This is a genomic window from Candidatus Persebacteraceae bacterium Df01 (assembly GCA_030386295.1).
Lineage (GTDB): Bacteria > Pseudomonadota > Gammaproteobacteria > Tethybacterales > Persebacteraceae > Doriopsillibacter > Doriopsillibacter californiensis.
The window spans coordinates 28,797-44,018 of the sequence record JANQAO010000003.1; the positions used below are offsets into that span (position 1 = coordinate 28,797).

The following is a 15,222-nucleotide window of genomic DNA, read 5'->3' on the forward strand; positions in this document are numbered from 1 at the left end:
TTTGACAAACGCACTATGGTGCGGCGGAGTCGGTTGCCGCTATCTGGAGCGAGGAAAAAAAAACGCTAAACTCATTGATTATTTTTTGGTATTGTTTTATGGGGAGCTTTCCGATAAAAGCAGCCCCTTGCCCAGACAAAATCCCAATAAGATAAGCCTCTTGGGCGGCTGGTGAATTAGTTGCGTCAGCGGCCTCTATACTATCCTTAACCAGCGGTTCGCGAAGTGTGATATTGTTATATTCTTTCCCGTCTATAGTAACGGTAACATCAAATTCAATGGTTACAGAGGCGGGCATTACGCCTGCAGAGCGTTGCGTCGCGCGGCGTTAATATCAACCCCGTTAACCTCATGTATGTCCTGCTCTAGGTCAATTTTTCTGACGACACGACCATCTATAGTGTGCGCAAGTGTACGGATATTAATCAGGTAAGTCACTTGGATATTAGTGTCGCCAGCTCCGAGTGCTTCCCTGTTTTGTTCTCGCCACAGCCCACGAAAATCCCACCGCTCACGTCGATCTGCGCTGCCATCTGTATAGGTGGAGACGCAAGACACTTCTGTTCCCATAGAGTGAGGGTTCGCTGCCAGCGCCGCTAAAGCGGGGTGAGTGTCCATAATGCGCAATTCGGCGTCCATTTTTTCTAGTCGTCCTGTTGGAATGTCGAAGGCGCCACCGTGCCCTGGCATCGCGCTTTCTTCTACCGATGCGGCGATATTAGGCGGCGTCCACTCAGCGTTGCCGATGTAAGAAATGCCGCCGACATACACCGCAACACCCGATATTTTTTTTGGTAGCGCTCTAGGCATTATGCTGCACTCCGGCGTGAGGCTTCGGCGATAATTTGTTCATTGTAGATATCAGTCACTCTTTGTTGAATAATTATATGCTCAGCGACATTAGCTATGCCTAAGGCAACGCTAAAAGTTACTCTATTCGCCGCGAGCGAGTCGGCGGTGTTTTGAGCCGGGTCAAAGGTAGCTTCCCCCCCCCAGTCAAGTTGCCGCGCACGGTTTGGTCGCGCAAAAAATTATTAAATCGCGTCAACACAAAATCAATAAATGGAATATCAACATTCCTATCAATCCAGTCGGCGACATATTCCCCAAGCGCCTTGCCAATTATTCGCTCTACACGGCGGTGCGTGATTAATGTGCCATTAACTAATCTATTCCCCCACAAATACACTCCGCCATCACGCCGCACTACAGTGGTGATGTATTCTTGGTTGAGGATGTTGGCGGTAGAGTTTGGATTATTGATTTCAAAGTCTACCGGAGTGGTAGCGCTCAGCACATCGCTAATTGGTCTATTGCTGGGGCTGTTATGCCAGCCTTCATCCCCGTCAACACGGGCAATATGCCCGGCAACGAGTGCGGACGGGGGGCGAGCGACTACCTCCCCAGCATTAGCATCGTAAACATTGATACTAGGCCAGACCGCATAACAGGAGCCTAATCTACTACCATAACCAATCGCATCATTAAATGTAGCGCCAGAAACATCCACAATAGCAACCCCGCCCAAATCTTCGGCGGTGCTTTGTAGCGCGAAGGCTGCGGCTAGATTATCGGTGTGCCCGGTTGCGGCAATAATGGCAGGTGTTTTGCCGGTTTCGCTACTGGCGTCCAGCAGGGAATAAATCCCTGTGCGCGTAACCTTATCGCCGATAACATTGGCGAGCGTTGTCGCATCGTCCTCCCCGGCGTCAACACGAACGACTATGACGGTAGCGGCATTAAGTCCGCTGGTCCGCCACACATCCCCCACAGCCGCCGGCAAAGTGCCGATGTTACCGAGCGCGGCGGCAGCCGCAGAAGTGTTGATGATGACTGGTGTATTAATCGGATAAGGCTCGTCTCGCCCTCCCGCTAAACTAAAAACCGCAGTATCTCTAACCGTCCCAGTGCCATCCGAACCGGATGCTAAAGAAACAGTCAATAAGGCATTGGCCTCGTTATGTGCGGTGATGCCGGTAATGATTTCGGACGCTTTATTAGTTGGCGCGCCATCATTATCGGTGGAGAGAGTGATTGACACTAATCTGTCAACAACGGTAACGGATAGCGTTGTATTCGGCTTTCCGCCAATTAGGCGGACGCGGATAGAGTTCCCGGCGGCGCCACTGGTTGTGGCGGTATAAGTTAGTGCCGAGTTACCGCTGCCAGCGGTAGCGGCGGCAGGTAGAGCGCCGCCAACATTATTGGCGGTGCCGACCAATCCGATGACGGATGTGTCGGATACGGTGACAGGAGTAGTTTGATTGGCGAGGTATTTAACTTCAACCCCATGTAGAGTGATTGACATGCACATATATTATTCCTACTCGCCAAAAAAACTTGCGGTAATTTTTGGTCGGTTTAAAACCGCACCTTGCTTTGCCCCCTCATCCTAACCTTCTCCCCAATGGGGAGAGGCGATTAAAAAAACATCCCCACAAAAGCGGAGTTGGACGGATATTTGCAACAGTAGAAATTAGATGTGTCTATTGCATTTTAGAATAAATTAATCGGTTGGCTCTTTTCCCGCTGCCAAAAATACGGCAGATGCGCTTGGTCGGGGGTTATTTCGAGGCGGGCGGCAATATCCGCACGTAAACTATCCTCATCAAGATACTCCTACCTCATCATAAAGCAGATATTGAGCGCGTAGCTCCCCACAAAATAACAACGGCAATATCTCTGTCAGTAATTTCTCCTCTATACGCATCAGCTTTTATCTTACCGTCTAGGTCATTTCGCCAAAAGGCGATATGGTCGCCATCGGTTTCTTGAGCGCTAGCTTCAAGTTTTGGGTTAACGCTAAGCGCTAACCACAAGATGGAGAGTAACCAATAATTTTTTAGGCAATTGCATCACTGGACATTACAACAAACAAGGTTATGAGGCTGGCCAAATCCTACATGACCAGACGACGCGCCCAATAATCTCCATTGACTTAATATCTAACCCCTTTATTTTTATCGGTGGATATCCTTTTTTTGAGCTGATAAGGTCTATACTGTGGTGGTGTAGATGGACATACTTGATATACATTGTCCCTCGATAAACGAGTGCGCACGGCACATCTGCGGATGGTTCAGTTTGTGAGGTGGTGTCCACCATTATGGCAGCGCCATCTTGTATATATGGCTCCATCGCGTCGCCTTGATTTTTTAACATCACCATATCATCAGGATTTAGGTGGTGTATATCCATAAAACTGCGAGGAAACACCCAAAAGCCATTTTCTTGTGGGTGATATTCTTTAATGTGACACCAGTGTTGGCTGCTTGTCTCTATACTAGGATGTTCTCCCCCCACTAACCAATCTAACGAAACCCCTGCGCCCTGAGCCAACTGGGCTGCACGGTCAACGCCCGGCATACCCCCGCTGATCCACTTCCGAAGTGATTCAGGCGGAACGTCCCATAATTTCGCCGCGCGATGAATACTCATTTCCCCCAATATGAATTTCAGTCGGTCTGTAAAATTTTCCTTATAATGTGTAAAATTATTGTTTTTATCATGTAAAATTGTTTTCATGGTTATTTCCTGTGAAAAAACAGCAAAAAATGGGAAGGCAGAAAAACCGTATTATAGCTATGAAGCGGCTAAAGAACGGTTGAAGAGCGCCGGCGTGACTTACGCTGCTGCAGCCAAAAAAATAGGTGTAGCTGAGCACATAATAAACGACCTGCTCAATGGACGGCTCGCAGGGAACCGTGGAAAATGCCACAAGGCTGCAGTAGCACTCGGCATTAAACGCCACATAAAAATAAATATCAGGAGCGTAGTGTGAGCTCTGACCTACCCATCCTACCCATCCACACGCTAAACCCCACTATAAACGGGCCAGAAAGCGCTAGCGCGGGCAAAACTACCCGCGCACCGACTCTCTCTAACCGGAGTCCGTTTTACGGGCTCCACTTTTTTGATTAACAAAAAAAGGATTGAAAATGACGCCTGACATAAATATAGAGCAACAATTAGACAATTTGGCTGACGTACATAACCTACGAGTTAACGAGCTGTGCGGAGCGTGGAACTCATACATCAACGAGAAAATCCAAGTCAGAGACCGACACGAAAAAAACATTAGAACAGCGCTTCACGCGGAAGCAAAGAGTAGAACTAATCTGTATAACGCGGTTTTGAAAAGTCCCCAACCTCCCCAAGCTTTGTGGGGAAAAGTGAAATCGCGAGTCAAAGACCTCATAAAATACGGGTGGCGCAAAAATCCTGGGCGAATTGTCTGTAAAGACCAAATCAAGGCTTGCGCAGTGCTATGGGAGGAATTGAGTGATGATGAGTACGAGCAAGCCGTACGCACCAAAACAACCCTGAATAAACAAGGGATTAAAGACCTACCCGCCAGGATTTTAGCCAAAGCTGGAATTGAACTCGAAGCCGATACGGACGAACCATTTGTTTCGGATGCAGGCGATGCACATAAGCTCCTCGCCGCGCTCCGCAAAGACGGATGGAAAGACGAATGACCCCCCGCGGCTATTACCTCCGAGAGGCCTTAAAAGAGACGCTTTGCGTTCTGTTTTTTTGTTTTTGGGTGATATCTATTTTTGTTGGTGTATTCTACGTTGGATTAGAAGGCACCGCACAGATGCGCTGCCAAAACGGCGCCACCGAATACTGTGCCCCTCCCCCAAACCCAAAAGGATGAACCAGCAATTCATCAGCAAGAGCGGACAAACGCTTGGCGGCTTATCCGAATTTGCAGCCAAACATAATTCGGTTTTTGTTGTGACAGTGTGCAACGGATTAGGGTTTTTATTATCATTAGGCGGCCTAACAGGCCGCCCTGCAGCCGAAACCATCAAGCTGTCAGCGGCAGCTTGGGTAAGGGCGATTAAAAAACACGGAGTGCCACAATATCCCAGTGGCGCAACACGCGCGTGGCATCCAACAGACGCGGCGAGGCTGCAAGAGGCCTTTGAGGCGGCTGGTGCGGACGCCGAAGGCCAATGGCCTTCACCCAAAAAAGTAATGAGCTACTGCAGTCCTTGCGCGGACTGGGACAACCCATTTATTAAAAAAGATGCGCCCCGCCTAGAGCAGAAAAAAGGCGAACCAGTCACATCAGAATTATGCGCGAAAATTTTGTTGACAGTTGTCCACAAAATTAAGGAACCAACACCGGAAGAAATTGCGGCCTTTATTCTAAAACAAAGATGGAAGCCAACACAATGATTAGCGAAGCAACGCAAAAAGCAATAATCGCCGACGCCTTAATTAAAGGTGAAAGGGTCACCCAAATTAGAGCTCTAAATATGTGCGGAAGCATAAGATTGGCTGCCCACATATTCACTCTAAAAAAAATAGTAGGGGCAAAAATAATTAGCCAAAGAAAAATGATACGACCGGGCTGTTACGTTGCTGAGTACTGGATAACCCAACCAAACAGACAACGAGCAAAAAGAGAATTCCAAGCCAGCGGAATTTTCGAACCCAAAAAGAGGACAACCCAATGACCAACAAACAAACATCTCTCCCTGCTGGGGAGAGTGAGAAGGGAAAAAACCTCCCCGCAACAGCGGCAATAACGCCGGACGCAATAATAAGGGCAATAAAGGCGGCAGTCACCGCCACCAAAAAAATGACGCCTGCCGCCGCTATCGGTGAATTACACAAAATAATACAGCTCAGCAACAGCGCCAACCAAATTTGTGTAGAGGCGAGATTACTTGTAGGGCAAAGGTTAGCGCAACTCAAAGAGGAATGTGAGCACGGCGAACTAATAGAGGCATACAAAAACAATGGATTTACACGACAAAGAGCGGCAGAACTAATTGGAATATACGAGACTTTTTCGCAAATGTCCGCTGCGCGGACATTTGCCACCGAAAACTCATGGCGAACATTATTAGAGTGCCAGAAACTCACCGAAAGCGAGATTAACAGCTTAGTTTCAGGCGGAAAGGTGAGAGGAATAACTAGAGATACGATAGGCGATTATTCATATAGACAGCTCCGCCTCACGTTTGCCGAGGGCGCTAGCCCAGAAGTTATAAAGCTCCAAAGCGAAAATCAAAAGCACAAGGAGGACAAGGGTGTTCTCCGCACTCAGCTCGATTTTGCGCGTCAACAAAACAAAGAGCTAGCCGCCAGCACCGCGGGCGAAAAGCACGCAGTTATAACGTGTGCGCAAGTGAGTAGCGCTATATCGCATTTAGAAACCACGCTATCACTGCTTCGCGACATGGCTTGGTCTATTGAGGAATACGGCACCGGCAACAGCCGACACAGTGGCGCCACCACCGAAGATTGTCATTATGCCCGCGCCAAGGCAAAAGAAAAATACACATTCTGGTGGCGTAAAAATAAAAACAGAATACTCGAAGAACTGAGGCATATCAGTAAGATGGCGGGTGATGAGACGTGAGTAAATTTTTGTCCGCAACGGATATCCAACGCACCGCAGCACTAGAGCGGGCTGCCTTAGCCGAAGCTGGCTGGCGTATTCGCGGCGACAAATTAAAACAAAAAACCCAGAGACTCGGCGCACTTGCCGCACGCCACGGAATAAAAAAGACAGCACTCTATAACTGGATGCAACGAGTGGCACAAGAGCCGCGCGAGCGCTGGGGCAAAGTGCTGGTCAACGCGCAAGCCGGCGGCGGCCAACGCACCGCTATACCGGTAGAAATTTGGACGGAATTTAAGGCACTCTATCTACGGTTAGAGCAGCCCACGCTGGCGGCGTGCTACCGCTCTATATCAGCGACCGCACGGCGAAAAAATATAAATATACCAACAAAGCAGACTTTCCACAATCGGTTAAAAGAAGAGGTATCAGCGCCGGTGACGACTATGTCGCGCAAAGGCGAAATAGCCGCGCTCGCCATGCTTGGCTCCCAGCAACGCGATGTGTCCACGCTCACATCAGCCGAAGCCCTCAATGGCGACGGCTACAAGCATAACGTTTTTGTTGTTGATGAGCGCGGCGAAATATATCGTCCGCATTCATGGTTTTGGCAATGTATCCGCAGCCGCCGAATTATGAGTTGGCGCACCGCCATCGCAGAAAATAAAGATACTCTGAGACTGTCCTTTTTAGATGTATGTAAGGAATGGGGAATACCCCGACACCTAGTGTTAGACAACACCCGCGCCGCCGCTAACAAGTGGTTGGCCGGCCAGCTGCCAGGGCGCAAGCGCTTCAAGAGCACAGATGAAGAGCTGCCAGGTGTCTGGGCGCAACTTGGTATTAAAGTGCATAACACCAGCATCAACCGTGCCGAGAACGGCAGAGCTCGCGGTCATGGCCAAGCCAAACCAATAGAGCGTGCCTTTCGCGATTTTGACGAGTTTGATCGGCAGTTTTCTGGCGCTTACACGGGCAGAAACACAACAAAAAAGCCGGCTAATTATGGCGCTCATACAGTACCTTTAGCGGCCTTTAATGAGGCGTTAAAGACCTATATATCGGAGTTTAATGCCAGAGTTAAACGGCGCACCCACACCGCTAACGGCGAGAGCTACGACCAAGTATTTGCTCAAAACTACGAGGCGGATAGGCTCGCCAAGCTAAGCGGTGCTGACGAGATGTTGATGTTGTTGGCAGCAGAAAGCCGCAAAGTGCGCCCCGATGCAACCATCACCATCGCCGCGGGCGCCGCAGCAGGTTGCCCCAAAAACATATACAGCGCGAGTTTCTTGTACAAACACATCGGCGAACGGCTGATTGTGCGTTTTGACCCGCAGGATTTGCACGGACCGCTGCAAGTTTTTGCGACAAACGGGAGGCACTTAGGCGCGGCTGAATGCGTTCACAAGATTGGCTTTTTTGACACGGATGCCGCTCGAGAATTACAGCGTTTTCGCCGGCGGCACTTGTCCGCACTGCGCGAGCAGATGCGAGCGCACCGCGGAGAAAGGCAAGTGCTCAGGCAGTTGTCTATACCACGCACCAAGTCAAGCGCTAAGCCAAACACTAAGGCAGATACTGCATCAAAGATTATTATCGCACCGCGAGCCGCGCCGCCCAGTGATTTAGGGGCGCAGCTCGCGGCACTTCACCAAAGCAAAAAAGAACGGAGAGACAATGAGCAGCACACAAACCATTAACATTGAAGTGACAACAACAAGAAAAAAAATAATATCAATCAGAGATAGAGAAGGCTTGAGTATTGCAGAAATCTCACGCCAATCAGGCGTCAACAGCGGCGCCTTATCGACATACCTCAACGAAAAATACACCGGAGACAACACGAAAATTGCAGAGAAATTAAAAAGTTGGCTCCGATTGCGCGAAGCAAAAGAAAAAGCGAAAAACATCAATCTGTCCCTTCATGTTGATGGTTTAGTCAATACGCAGCAATTATTGGGAGGATTAGAGTTAGCGCAAGTGTCGGCAGATATGGTTGCGTTTTATGGGGGCGCAGGTGGCGGCAAATCCCATGCCGCCCGCCAATATCAGCGCGACAATTCTAACGTATTTATTGTGACAGCAGAGCCCGCGCTGTGCTCTCTGTCATCGGTGATGCAGGCGCTGTGCCGCGCAGTCGGCGCCGATGAGGGTACTTGCGCGACAATGTCCCACAACATAGTAGAGGCGCTCAAAAACAGAAACGCATTATTAATAATAGACGAAGCCCATCACCTAACCCCCCGCATTCTTGACCAACTCCGCTGTATTTATGACAAGATAAATTTGGGGGGCAACGATTTTGGAGTTGCTTATTTAGGGAACGAGCCCTTACTCAAACAGCTAACATCAGGCTTAGCAATGAAGCAAATCCAGAGCCGTCTAGGCGTGTGCAGCGAACTGTTACCACCGCCGGCCGCAGACGGCCCATTATTATTGAGCGCGATTGTAGAGCGAAAGTTATCTATAGAAACTGAAATAAAAAGCTCTAACTGGGTAGCGGCGATAGGCGGCTACCGCGCCATAATCAAGCGAGTGCGCAGAGCAGCCGCACTCACGCGCAAGCAAATAAAAGACTTATCCGAAAAGGATATCTGCGATGCTAATAGTCACTAAACCAGCCACCGACCGCGCCTGCGGCAGCCACTACATAGCGGCGAACTTCCGTGGTGCATGGTCGTATGTAGCCCCTGAAGAAACAGGCGGTTATGTCCTGCGGGGCAGATACCCCAGCGCCCCCGCCGCGCTAGCCGCCGCCGCCATTCAAAACGCCACACACAAACAAGAGGCGACCAACAGATTAGACCGCACAAGCCAATACCTATGGCCACCGCATCCTCTCCGCCTTGGGGAGAGTGAGGGGGGCTTTATAAAGTTGCCTAAAAATTAACATCCAATGACTAACCCATCCAATCGCCGAAACCTCCTCGCTCGTCTCCATGTTCTAAAAAAAGAGTACGCCCTTGATGACGACACCTATAGAGCTAAGTTATACGTGGCAACCAAAAAAACAACCGCTGCAGACTGCACCAATCCAGAAATCAAAAAAGCAATAAACGCCTTTGATGCGCCTTCCCCACCGCCAGAATTTGACAACAAAAAAATAAAGAGTAAATGCTGGGCGCAAGCATTTGAACTGACCGGTGGCAATGGCACCATCGCCGCTAAGAATTATCTCCAGGGATTAGCCAAAAAAATGACAGCGGGTAAGGATTTTTTTACTGCAACCGGCGGCGAACTGCACGACATGGCCGCCGCCATGGCAATTAGACAAAATAAAAGGAGGTAAAAATGATAACCAAAAATAAAGCACTACAAATATACGAAGCCCCTCCCTTAGCCGAAGCGTTACTCAAACATTTGGCGACATGGAAGGGATCAGAGTTCTATTTAGGCACCAAAAATCTGAACCCAGTATCCATCCGCTTTATTAACGAGTTGGAGCGCGAGCTGCAAAAAGCGGGGGCCCCAAAAGGAGAAAGCAAGAAATTCTTGCTGGAATACGGTGGTGACAGGATATACATTTAACCCCTCATTAGGGAGAGACCGAGTGAGGGGGGCGTACCTTCTCTCTTGCGGGGAGAAGGTTTGTTTTTACCGCAACCGAAAAAAAACAAAAAAGGCACAATACTAAAATGGACTTTGACGCCAACGTTGCTTTCAAGTTTGTGCAAATGGGCAGCATTGCCGCCATCTCCGTATATTTATGGCTTCGCCGCCGCCACGATAGAAACGCCGAACGCATCGGCAGCCACGATCAAAAAATAACGCAACTGGAGACAGTAGTTGAGATTAATAGCCGCGCGGTTAAAAAGCTAGAGGCGGAGAGTATCTCTCACGCCAACAACGATAATAAGATGAACCAATTACTCCATGAGATGAAGGGGAGATTAGAAGGTATAGGAAACGCCGTCGACTTGGTGGTTAAACACTTGGTAGGGGATAAAAAGTGAACACATTCACGGATGTGCTCAACGCTGATCGGTTATTTTTGATTTTGAAATTCGCTTCCGAAGGCAATGGCGGTAGCAATAGCGGAGCAATAAAGGCAATGCTGACATCAATGCAGCACAACATCGCAGGCGACAAAATAAAAGCGGACCTCTCTAAATTAGAGAGAATAGGTTTAGTAGAGATAATTAATGAGGGCAAAATAACAACCTTCAGCATAACGAATCTAGGGGATGATGTAGCGAACGGTAGGGCTAGCGTCCCAGATGTGCGGGCGCCGCGTCCCAGCGAAAAGTGAGCCGTCGTGCCACGGCTCCACACACTCAAAAAAAAACCAAAGGCGGAGGCCATCGCCAATCGCGCGCTTGTCGCCGGCAAGACCATCGCCGAAGCCACCCAAGAAATCAATGAAGCAGGGCACCCAGTCAGCTCTAGTTCGGTAGGGCGTTACCGCCAAAACCACTTTAATAAATGGCTAGAAGCTAAGCGCCGAATAGACGCGCTTGCCGAGGCGTTAGTTAAAGAAGGCGGGGCAACTGAGCCCTCAAAAATGATGCTCATCGCGAGAAATGTCGGAATGAATTTATTGGTTCAAGCGGATGAAGGGGCGGTTAGCGCCGATGATGCGAATAAGCTTGTATCGGCGATGATGAATATAGAGAAAACCGAGGCACTAATTGACCGCCGCGTAGCTCGCGAGCTCGCGGCAACCCAAAAAGAAATGAAAGATGACGCCAGCGACGCTATCTCCGGTGAGAAGAAAAAACTAGAAGCCGCGATTAGTCGGCTATATGGTGGTGCCTAACTTACTCTCCCAAGCACTAGTAGGCCTATATGAATATCAACGTAGATGGTTGGCCGACCAATCACGCTTTAAGGTAGGTTATTTTTCCCGGCAGGCGGGGAAGACATTTCAGTTATCATTAGAAATAGCCATAGAAGCCGCCAAAAAAAGTTCGGCAAAAACCGAAGTAAGGGCGTGATGTTTAGCGTAGCGAGTAAGCTGGATATGGCGACTCGTGGCAAGCAGTTTTTTGATAAAAAAATATGCATCCCTGCCGGCGACACGGCACTGCGAGGCGACCTTCACAGTTTGCGCTGTATCCCCAGCATTGGTGGAGCGCCGCGCTTTGTGGTTGACGGTGACGGCGAGAGTCGCGCCGATAGAACGTGGGCTCTTTTTCTTGCACTTCGTGCGGCAGATTGTGGCCTCGCCACATACGCCCACCACGGCGTTCCGCGTCACCGGAATAATAATAATAAAGACAGACCCAACAATAGCGACGACCTAAAATTAAGCCGGCACACAAAAACGGGCATCAGAAGCGGGGAGGTTAGTTCACCCAGAGGAGTTTATAGGTGATAATACTTAACGGATTTAATGGCGGTTTTAACGGCACTACAAGCGATTTTATTGTTGGGAGTAGAGCCTAAATGTCTAGGATACTAGATCCTGATGGCGAGCCGCTCACCGCCGACCCCAAAAAGCTAACCGAGCAGCTCGCGCGAGCTCGCGCTTTCGGCGTCCGCAATCCATATAACCGAACCGAGCAACTAAGGTGGTTGAACCCATCTAGGTTGGGCAATATATATAGAGGAGTTAACGATAACGGCGACATGCAAGAATTTGCCGAACTCGCGGAAGAAATAGAGGAACACGATGCTCACTATAGAGTATTACTCCAGCAGCGAAAATTAGCAACATCCAGCCGAAGGTGGCAAATAGAACCAGCAGGAATAAGCGCAAGAGATACAGTAGTCGCCACAGTGGTAAGCGATGTATTGAACTCCCCCGAATTCTCAAAATGCGTTCTTGATTTGCTGGATGGGATTGCCAAGGGCTACTCAGTCGTAGAAATAGTGTGGGCAGTACAAGACGGCATTTTATTGCCGGTATCTTATGATTGGGTGGATGCTAGATTAATAGTATTCAGCAGAGAAGACGGCAAGACCCCACTAATAATAACGGACAACCCATCTCCCGCTGCCGAAGCGGGAATGGTCGGCCGCGCCGCGCTCCCCTTATCGCCGGCAAAATTCATTAGTCACACGCCCCAAACTAAATCAGGATTACCGGGCCGCGGCGGGATAGCAAAGCCCGCAATGATGCTGCAGATGTTGAAGGGTTATGCAGTTCGGGATTGGTGGGCGTTTATAGAAGTTTTTGGTCTGCCCACAAGAATCGGTAAATACGGTCCTGAGGCCAGCGATGATGATATAGATACTTTAGTCACAGCGGTATCTCAATTAGCCAGCGATGCAGGGTGTGTCATCCCCGCGAGTATGGAAATAGAATTCATTCAAACGGGAAAAAGCGCAAGCAGTAATGGCCACGCACTATTCGAGGCCAGCGCGAAGTGGTGCGACTCGCAGCTCAGTAAATTAGTACTGGGCGGCACAATGACCGCCGACGATGGCTCATCATTGAGCCAAGCGCAAATCCATTATGACGTGCGTGAAGATTTAGTGGAGGACGATGCGCAGCAGTTAGCGATGACGGTTTTAAAAGATTTAGTTCGCTGGATTGTGGGCTTGAATTTTGACGGCGCCGCCGCCCCCAAAATATCGCTTCCCGCAGACGACAACGAAGACGCATTGGCGATATTAGACCGTGTAGAACGCGCGACTAACCTAGGGCTGACAGTAAATAAGAGCTGGCTTCAATCCCTTATGGCGCTGCCGCTACCAAAAGATGATGATGACACGCTAATCGCCAAAACTGCGCCTCCAGAAACTAACGCCCTAAATGCCGATGAAGAGGAGAATGATGATTACGGCAACTGGATGGCGGTAGTCAATAACAGAGAAAAGAAAATAAGAGATGCACTAAAAGGCGCCGAATCCCCGAATGATTTTGTGGATCGCGGAATATCACAACCCCTAGACAAAACAACGGTAGATGAGCTCGCGCTCCAAAGATTTGCGCGGCGGTAGAAGGAGAGAACAAATGAATGAAAAGCCCAGCAAGATTGCGCGCTCAAGGTGACGGATGTTAGTTAATATAGTTGAGGCATCGCACCGCTGGGAAAAATCGCGCTGGCCAAATTTTTCGGTAGGGGAAATGTCCTGTCCCTGCTGCGGTGAAGTGTGGTGGGCACCAAGCGAGTTTGACCGCATCCAATTATTAAGAACAAACCTACAGCGACCGGTTGCACTCAATTCAACGCACCGTTGTCGCCGACATAACGCATTAGTCGGAGGCGCCCCCCTATCGGAGCACAAGAAAATCGCCTTTGATTTCTCGCTCTCACGCGGGCGCAACATCAGAAAAGATATGGAAGCGTTATCTGTGCTTCAATCTCACATGCTCAGAGTAGGCTTTGGCAGTTTCGGTCTATATGGAACATTTATTCATTGCGACTCGAGGGTGGGGCGCTTTTGGGTGACACCAGCAGGAAAGAACTGGAGCCAATATTTCCGCCGAGTTTCCTCTCTCTCTATTGGGGAGAGACCGAGTGAGGCAGCCTCAAAACAGGAGACAAAAAAATGATTCAATTAATAAAATTAATTTTAGTAGCGGCAGTACGCGACTTCTGGCAGTGCCACGGTTGGAAGGCAATCATCCTATTAATAGTAGGTGCAATCATATTTTCGTCAATAGGCAGAGCCGAAGCCGCGCCGGCATTAAGCGATGTAGTAGGCGCGGTAACCGGCGTAGCGTCAGGCGCAGCGAGCGGAGGTCTATTGGGATTGGCCGGTAGCGCGGTCGGTGGTGTCTTTAAGTGGCTTCGCGCAAAACAGGAGTTAGTCCAAAAAGAAAAGTTATGGGCACACGAATTAAAACTCCAAGAGTTAAATTTAAAGGCAAAATCAGAAGAAACCGAACAAGAGATATTGTTAGCAGACAGCCGTGGCAGCTGGCAATCGTTAGACGCGAGTATTAACGCAGATGCCGCAACATCAGCAACCGCTCCGCCGTGGGCGACTGGAATAAAAACTCTATTCCGTCCAGTGTTGACGCTACTACTGTTAGCGCTTAGTGGGATAATAATCTACTGGTTAATGCAGGGTAATCTCCCAGACATGATAGGCAGCCAAACCGCTGAGCGATTATTAATTTATGGTATAGAGGCCGTAGTATTCAGCACAAGCACGGCGATAGTGTGGTGGTTTGGCGACAGAAGCTTCGCTCCCCACCGCTTCAAGTGACCTCAAAAAAGTCCCTTCTCCCCATTGGCGAGAACTCCCCATTGGGGAGAAAGCTAGGATGAGGAGGCAAAGCAAGGTGCGGTTTTAAACCACCCCAAAATTACCGCAAGAAAAAAGCAAAAAAGGCAAGATAATAAGTGCATGAACTTATTAGAGTTGCCTATTGAGAATATCCAACCGCAAGGTGTTAGAGACCCATTAACAATAGAGCGCGTGAAAGTTCTGCCAGCCGCCAACAAAGCTGGCGCGATAAAAGGCAGAGATGGTCGAGTTTTTAATGTTGCTGATATGGGCGCTTTGGCAGCTGCCCTAAACAGACAAACCCCAGCAACCAGAGTGGATATAGACCATAAAACAGAAAAATCTGCATACTCCTGTACGGCATCTAAATTTTTCACAAAGCATGGCGCCGCGTCAACAGACGACAATGAGTTATTCCAACGCCTAGAAATCATAGACACCGATTGGTTGAGTGGTACGGACTTTTCATCAGGAACAATAAAATGATGAGATCTAAAAAGGCCGCCGCCATTAGCGTAAAAACATCAAACGGCATATCGGTATTTCACCGTGCAGGTCGAAAGTTCACCAGCGTAGCCCGCACCCTGTTAGCCCAAGAGTTAACAGAAGGCGACATAGCCGGACTAGAGAACGAGCCCAATTTAGTTGTTGAGGTTGTTTCTGCTGTAGCCGCAGAGCCGGCTAAGAAGCCCAAAACAGCTACGGCGACAGAACGTAAAACTACCCAACCCAAATAA

At 49.2% G+C, this 15,222-nt stretch carries 23 protein-coding genes; 17 read left to right on the forward strand and 6 right to left on the reverse strand.

The genetic code is table 11. The features are described 5' to 3' along the window. Positions 1-13 precede the first annotated feature (13 nt). The 5 genes from NQX30_04695 to NQX30_04715 form a co-directional block, all read right to left on the reverse strand. Positions 14-298, reverse strand: coding sequence for a phage tail assembly protein (locus tag NQX30_04695; GenBank protein MDM5147668.1), 285 nt, complete (start codon positions 296-298; stop codon positions 14-16). Further along, positions 298-810, reverse strand: a complete 513-nt coding sequence (locus NQX30_04700; GenBank protein ID MDM5147669.1) for a phage major tail tube protein — start codon at positions 808-810, stop codon at positions 298-300. Before NQX30_04700 ends, NQX30_04695 begins: the two co-directional genes overlap by 1 nt. A 118-nt stretch (positions 811-928) precedes the next feature. Continuing rightward, a complete protein-coding gene (locus NQX30_04705; GenBank protein ID MDM5147670.1) occupies positions 929-2,308 on the reverse strand; it encodes a phage tail sheath subtilisin-like domain-containing protein in 1,380 nt (459 codons plus the stop codon). A 319-nt stretch (positions 2,309-2,627) separates the two neighbouring features. Beyond that, positions 2,628-2,819 (reverse strand): hypothetical protein, encoded by a 192-nt coding sequence (locus NQX30_04710; protein ID MDM5147671.1) that lies wholly within the window; start codon positions 2,817-2,819, stop codon positions 2,628-2,630. A gap of 61 nt (positions 2,820-2,880) precedes the next feature. Then, complete coding sequence (locus tag NQX30_04715) at positions 2,881-3,438, reverse strand: hypothetical protein (protein MDM5147672.1); 558 nt, start codon at positions 3,436-3,438, stop codon at positions 2,881-2,883. An 85-nt stretch (positions 3,439-3,523) separates the two neighbouring features. Between NQX30_04715 and NQX30_04720 the strand changes: the two genes are divergently transcribed. The 12 genes from NQX30_04720 to NQX30_04775 all read left to right on the forward strand — a co-directional run bounded on the left by NQX30_04720 (position 3,524) and on the right by NQX30_04775 (position 11,120). Beyond that, entirely contained in the window at positions 3,524-3,781 is a 258-nt protein-coding gene (locus tag NQX30_04720) for a DNA-binding protein (protein ID MDM5147673.1), read from the forward strand. A 157-nt stretch (positions 3,782-3,938) separates the two neighbouring features. Continuing rightward, positions 3,939-4,478, forward strand: a complete 540-nt coding sequence (locus NQX30_04725; protein ID MDM5147674.1) for a host-nuclease inhibitor Gam family protein — start codon at positions 3,939-3,941, stop codon at positions 4,476-4,478. A gap of 178 nt (positions 4,479-4,656) precedes the next feature. Further along, a complete protein-coding gene (locus NQX30_04730) occupies positions 4,657-5,187 on the forward strand; it encodes a hypothetical protein (GenBank protein ID MDM5147675.1) in 531 nt (176 codons plus the stop codon). A gap of 277 nt (positions 5,188-5,464) precedes the next feature. Continuing rightward, on the forward strand, positions 5,465-6,379 hold the full coding sequence (locus NQX30_04735; protein MDM5147676.1) for a hypothetical protein: 915 nt from the start codon (positions 5,465-5,467) through the stop codon (positions 6,377-6,379). After that, positions 6,376-8,064 carry a Mu transposase C-terminal domain-containing protein gene (locus tag NQX30_04740; protein MDM5147677.1) on the forward strand — a complete coding sequence of 563 codons (1,689 nt, stop codon included), beginning with the start codon at positions 6,376-6,378 and terminating at the stop codon, positions 8,062-8,064. Before NQX30_04735 ends, NQX30_04740 begins: the two co-directional genes overlap by 4 nt. After that, entirely contained in the window at positions 8,042-8,980 is a 939-nt protein-coding gene (locus NQX30_04745) for an AAA family ATPase (protein ID MDM5147678.1), read from the forward strand. Before NQX30_04740 ends, NQX30_04745 begins: the two co-directional genes overlap by 23 nt. Continuing rightward, entirely contained in the window at positions 8,964-9,254 is a 291-nt protein-coding gene (locus NQX30_04750; GenBank protein MDM5147679.1) for a hypothetical protein, read from the forward strand. Before NQX30_04745 ends, NQX30_04750 begins: the two co-directional genes overlap by 17 nt. Positions 9,255-9,260: 6 nt before the next feature. Next, positions 9,261-9,653: a regulatory protein GemA gene (locus NQX30_04755; GenBank protein ID MDM5147680.1), complete on the forward strand. Its 393-nt coding sequence runs from the start codon at positions 9,261-9,263 to the stop codon at positions 9,651-9,653. A gap of 2 nt (positions 9,654-9,655) precedes the next feature. Next, positions 9,656-9,892, forward strand: a complete 237-nt coding sequence (locus tag NQX30_04760) for a hypothetical protein (GenBank protein MDM5147681.1) — start codon at positions 9,656-9,658, stop codon at positions 9,890-9,892. Between the two features lie 107 nt (positions 9,893-9,999). Then, the gene (locus tag NQX30_04765; GenBank protein MDM5147682.1) at positions 10,000-10,317 is read left to right on the forward strand and encodes a hypothetical protein; all 318 of its coding nucleotides are present in this window, start codon (positions 10,000-10,002) and stop codon (positions 10,315-10,317) included. After that, positions 10,314-10,613, forward strand: a complete 300-nt coding sequence (locus tag NQX30_04770) for a hypothetical protein (protein ID MDM5147683.1) — start codon at positions 10,314-10,316, stop codon at positions 10,611-10,613. Before NQX30_04765 ends, NQX30_04770 begins: the two co-directional genes overlap by 4 nt. Before the next feature lie 6 nt (positions 10,614-10,619). Next, positions 10,620-11,120, forward strand: coding sequence for a DUF3486 family protein (locus tag NQX30_04775; GenBank protein MDM5147684.1), 501 nt, complete (start codon positions 10,620-10,622; stop codon positions 11,118-11,120). Between the two features lie 108 nt (positions 11,121-11,228). Here NQX30_04775 and NQX30_04780 read toward each other — a convergent pair whose 3' ends face one another. Continuing rightward, positions 11,229-11,561 (reverse strand): hypothetical protein, encoded by a 333-nt coding sequence (locus tag NQX30_04780; protein ID MDM5147685.1) that lies wholly within the window; start codon positions 11,559-11,561, stop codon positions 11,229-11,231. A gap of 188 nt (positions 11,562-11,749) precedes the next feature. Here NQX30_04780 and NQX30_04785 point away from each other — a divergent pair, with 188 nt between their 5' ends. From NQX30_04785 to NQX30_04805, 5 genes are all read left to right on the forward strand, one after another. Continuing rightward, the gene (locus NQX30_04785) at positions 11,750-13,249 is read left to right on the forward strand and encodes a DUF935 domain-containing protein (protein ID MDM5147686.1); all 1,500 of its coding nucleotides are present in this window, start codon (positions 11,750-11,752) and stop codon (positions 13,247-13,249) included. 55 nt (positions 13,250-13,304) lie between these two features. Continuing rightward, positions 13,305-13,805 (forward strand): D-Ala-D-Ala carboxypeptidase family metallohydrolase, encoded by a 501-nt coding sequence (locus tag NQX30_04790; protein MDM5147687.1) that lies wholly within the window; start codon positions 13,305-13,307, stop codon positions 13,803-13,805. Continuing rightward, a complete protein-coding gene (locus tag NQX30_04795; GenBank protein MDM5147688.1) occupies positions 13,802-14,464 on the forward strand; it encodes a hypothetical protein in 663 nt (220 codons plus the stop codon). Before NQX30_04790 ends, NQX30_04795 begins: the two co-directional genes overlap by 4 nt. A 141-nt stretch (positions 14,465-14,605) precedes the next feature. Continuing rightward, the gene (locus tag NQX30_04800) at positions 14,606-14,971 is read left to right on the forward strand and encodes a hypothetical protein (protein ID MDM5147689.1); all 366 of its coding nucleotides are present in this window, start codon (positions 14,606-14,608) and stop codon (positions 14,969-14,971) included. Continuing rightward, the gene (locus NQX30_04805) at positions 14,968-15,222 is read left to right on the forward strand and encodes a hypothetical protein (GenBank protein ID MDM5147690.1); all 255 of its coding nucleotides are present in this window, start codon (positions 14,968-14,970) and stop codon (positions 15,220-15,222) included. Before NQX30_04800 ends, NQX30_04805 begins: the two co-directional genes overlap by 4 nt.

Bases quoted from the DNA above. Each gene is read 5' to 3' on its own strand.
- NQX30_04765 (MDM5147682.1), top strand. From the start codon at position 10,000: ATGGACTTTGACGCCAACGTTGCTTTCAAGTTTGTGCAAATGGGCAGC.
- NQX30_04750 (MDM5147679.1), top strand. From the start codon at position 8,964: ATGCTAATAGTCACTAAACCAGCCACCGACCGCGCCTGCGGCAGCCAC.
- NQX30_04715 (MDM5147672.1), bottom strand. From the start codon at position 3,438: ATGAGTATTCATCGCGCGGCGAAATTATGGGACGTTCCGCCTGAATCA.
- NQX30_04760 (MDM5147681.1), top strand. From the start codon at position 9,656: ATGATAACCAAAAATAAAGCACTACAAATATACGAAGCCCCTCCCTTA.
- NQX30_04745 (MDM5147678.1), top strand. From the start codon at position 8,042: ATGAGCAGCACACAAACCATTAACATTGAAGTGACAACAACAAGAAAA.
- NQX30_04785 (MDM5147686.1), top strand. From the start codon at position 11,750: ATGTCTAGGATACTAGATCCTGATGGCGAGCCGCTCACCGCCGACCCC.
- NQX30_04755 (MDM5147680.1), top strand. From the start codon at position 9,261: ATGACTAACCCATCCAATCGCCGAAACCTCCTCGCTCGTCTCCATGTT.
- NQX30_04720 (MDM5147673.1), top strand. From the start codon at position 3,524: ATGGTTATTTCCTGTGAAAAAACAGCAAAAAATGGGAAGGCAGAAAAA.
- NQX30_04700 (MDM5147669.1), bottom strand. From the start codon at position 810: ATGCCTAGAGCGCTACCAAAAAAAATATCGGGTGTTGCGGTGTATGTC.
- NQX30_04735 (MDM5147676.1), top strand. From the start codon at position 5,465: ATGACCAACAAACAAACATCTCTCCCTGCTGGGGAGAGTGAGAAGGGA.
- NQX30_04795 (MDM5147688.1), top strand. From the start codon at position 13,802: ATGATTCAATTAATAAAATTAATTTTAGTAGCGGCAGTACGCGACTTC.
- NQX30_04790 (MDM5147687.1), top strand. From the start codon at position 13,305: ATGTTAGTTAATATAGTTGAGGCATCGCACCGCTGGGAAAAATCGCGC.
- NQX30_04730 (MDM5147675.1), top strand. From the start codon at position 4,657: ATGAACCAGCAATTCATCAGCAAGAGCGGACAAACGCTTGGCGGCTTA.
- NQX30_04725 (MDM5147674.1), top strand. From the start codon at position 3,939: ATGACGCCTGACATAAATATAGAGCAACAATTAGACAATTTGGCTGAC.
- NQX30_04705 (MDM5147670.1), bottom strand. From the start codon at position 2,308: ATGTCAATCACTCTACATGGGGTTGAAGTTAAATACCTCGCCAATCAA.
- NQX30_04805 (MDM5147690.1), top strand. From the start codon at position 14,968: ATGATGAGATCTAAAAAGGCCGCCGCCATTAGCGTAAAAACATCAAAC.
- NQX30_04695 (MDM5147668.1), bottom strand. From the start codon at position 298: ATGCCCGCCTCTGTAACCATTGAATTTGATGTTACCGTTACTATAGAC.
- NQX30_04800 (MDM5147689.1), top strand. From the start codon at position 14,606: ATGAACTTATTAGAGTTGCCTATTGAGAATATCCAACCGCAAGGTGTT.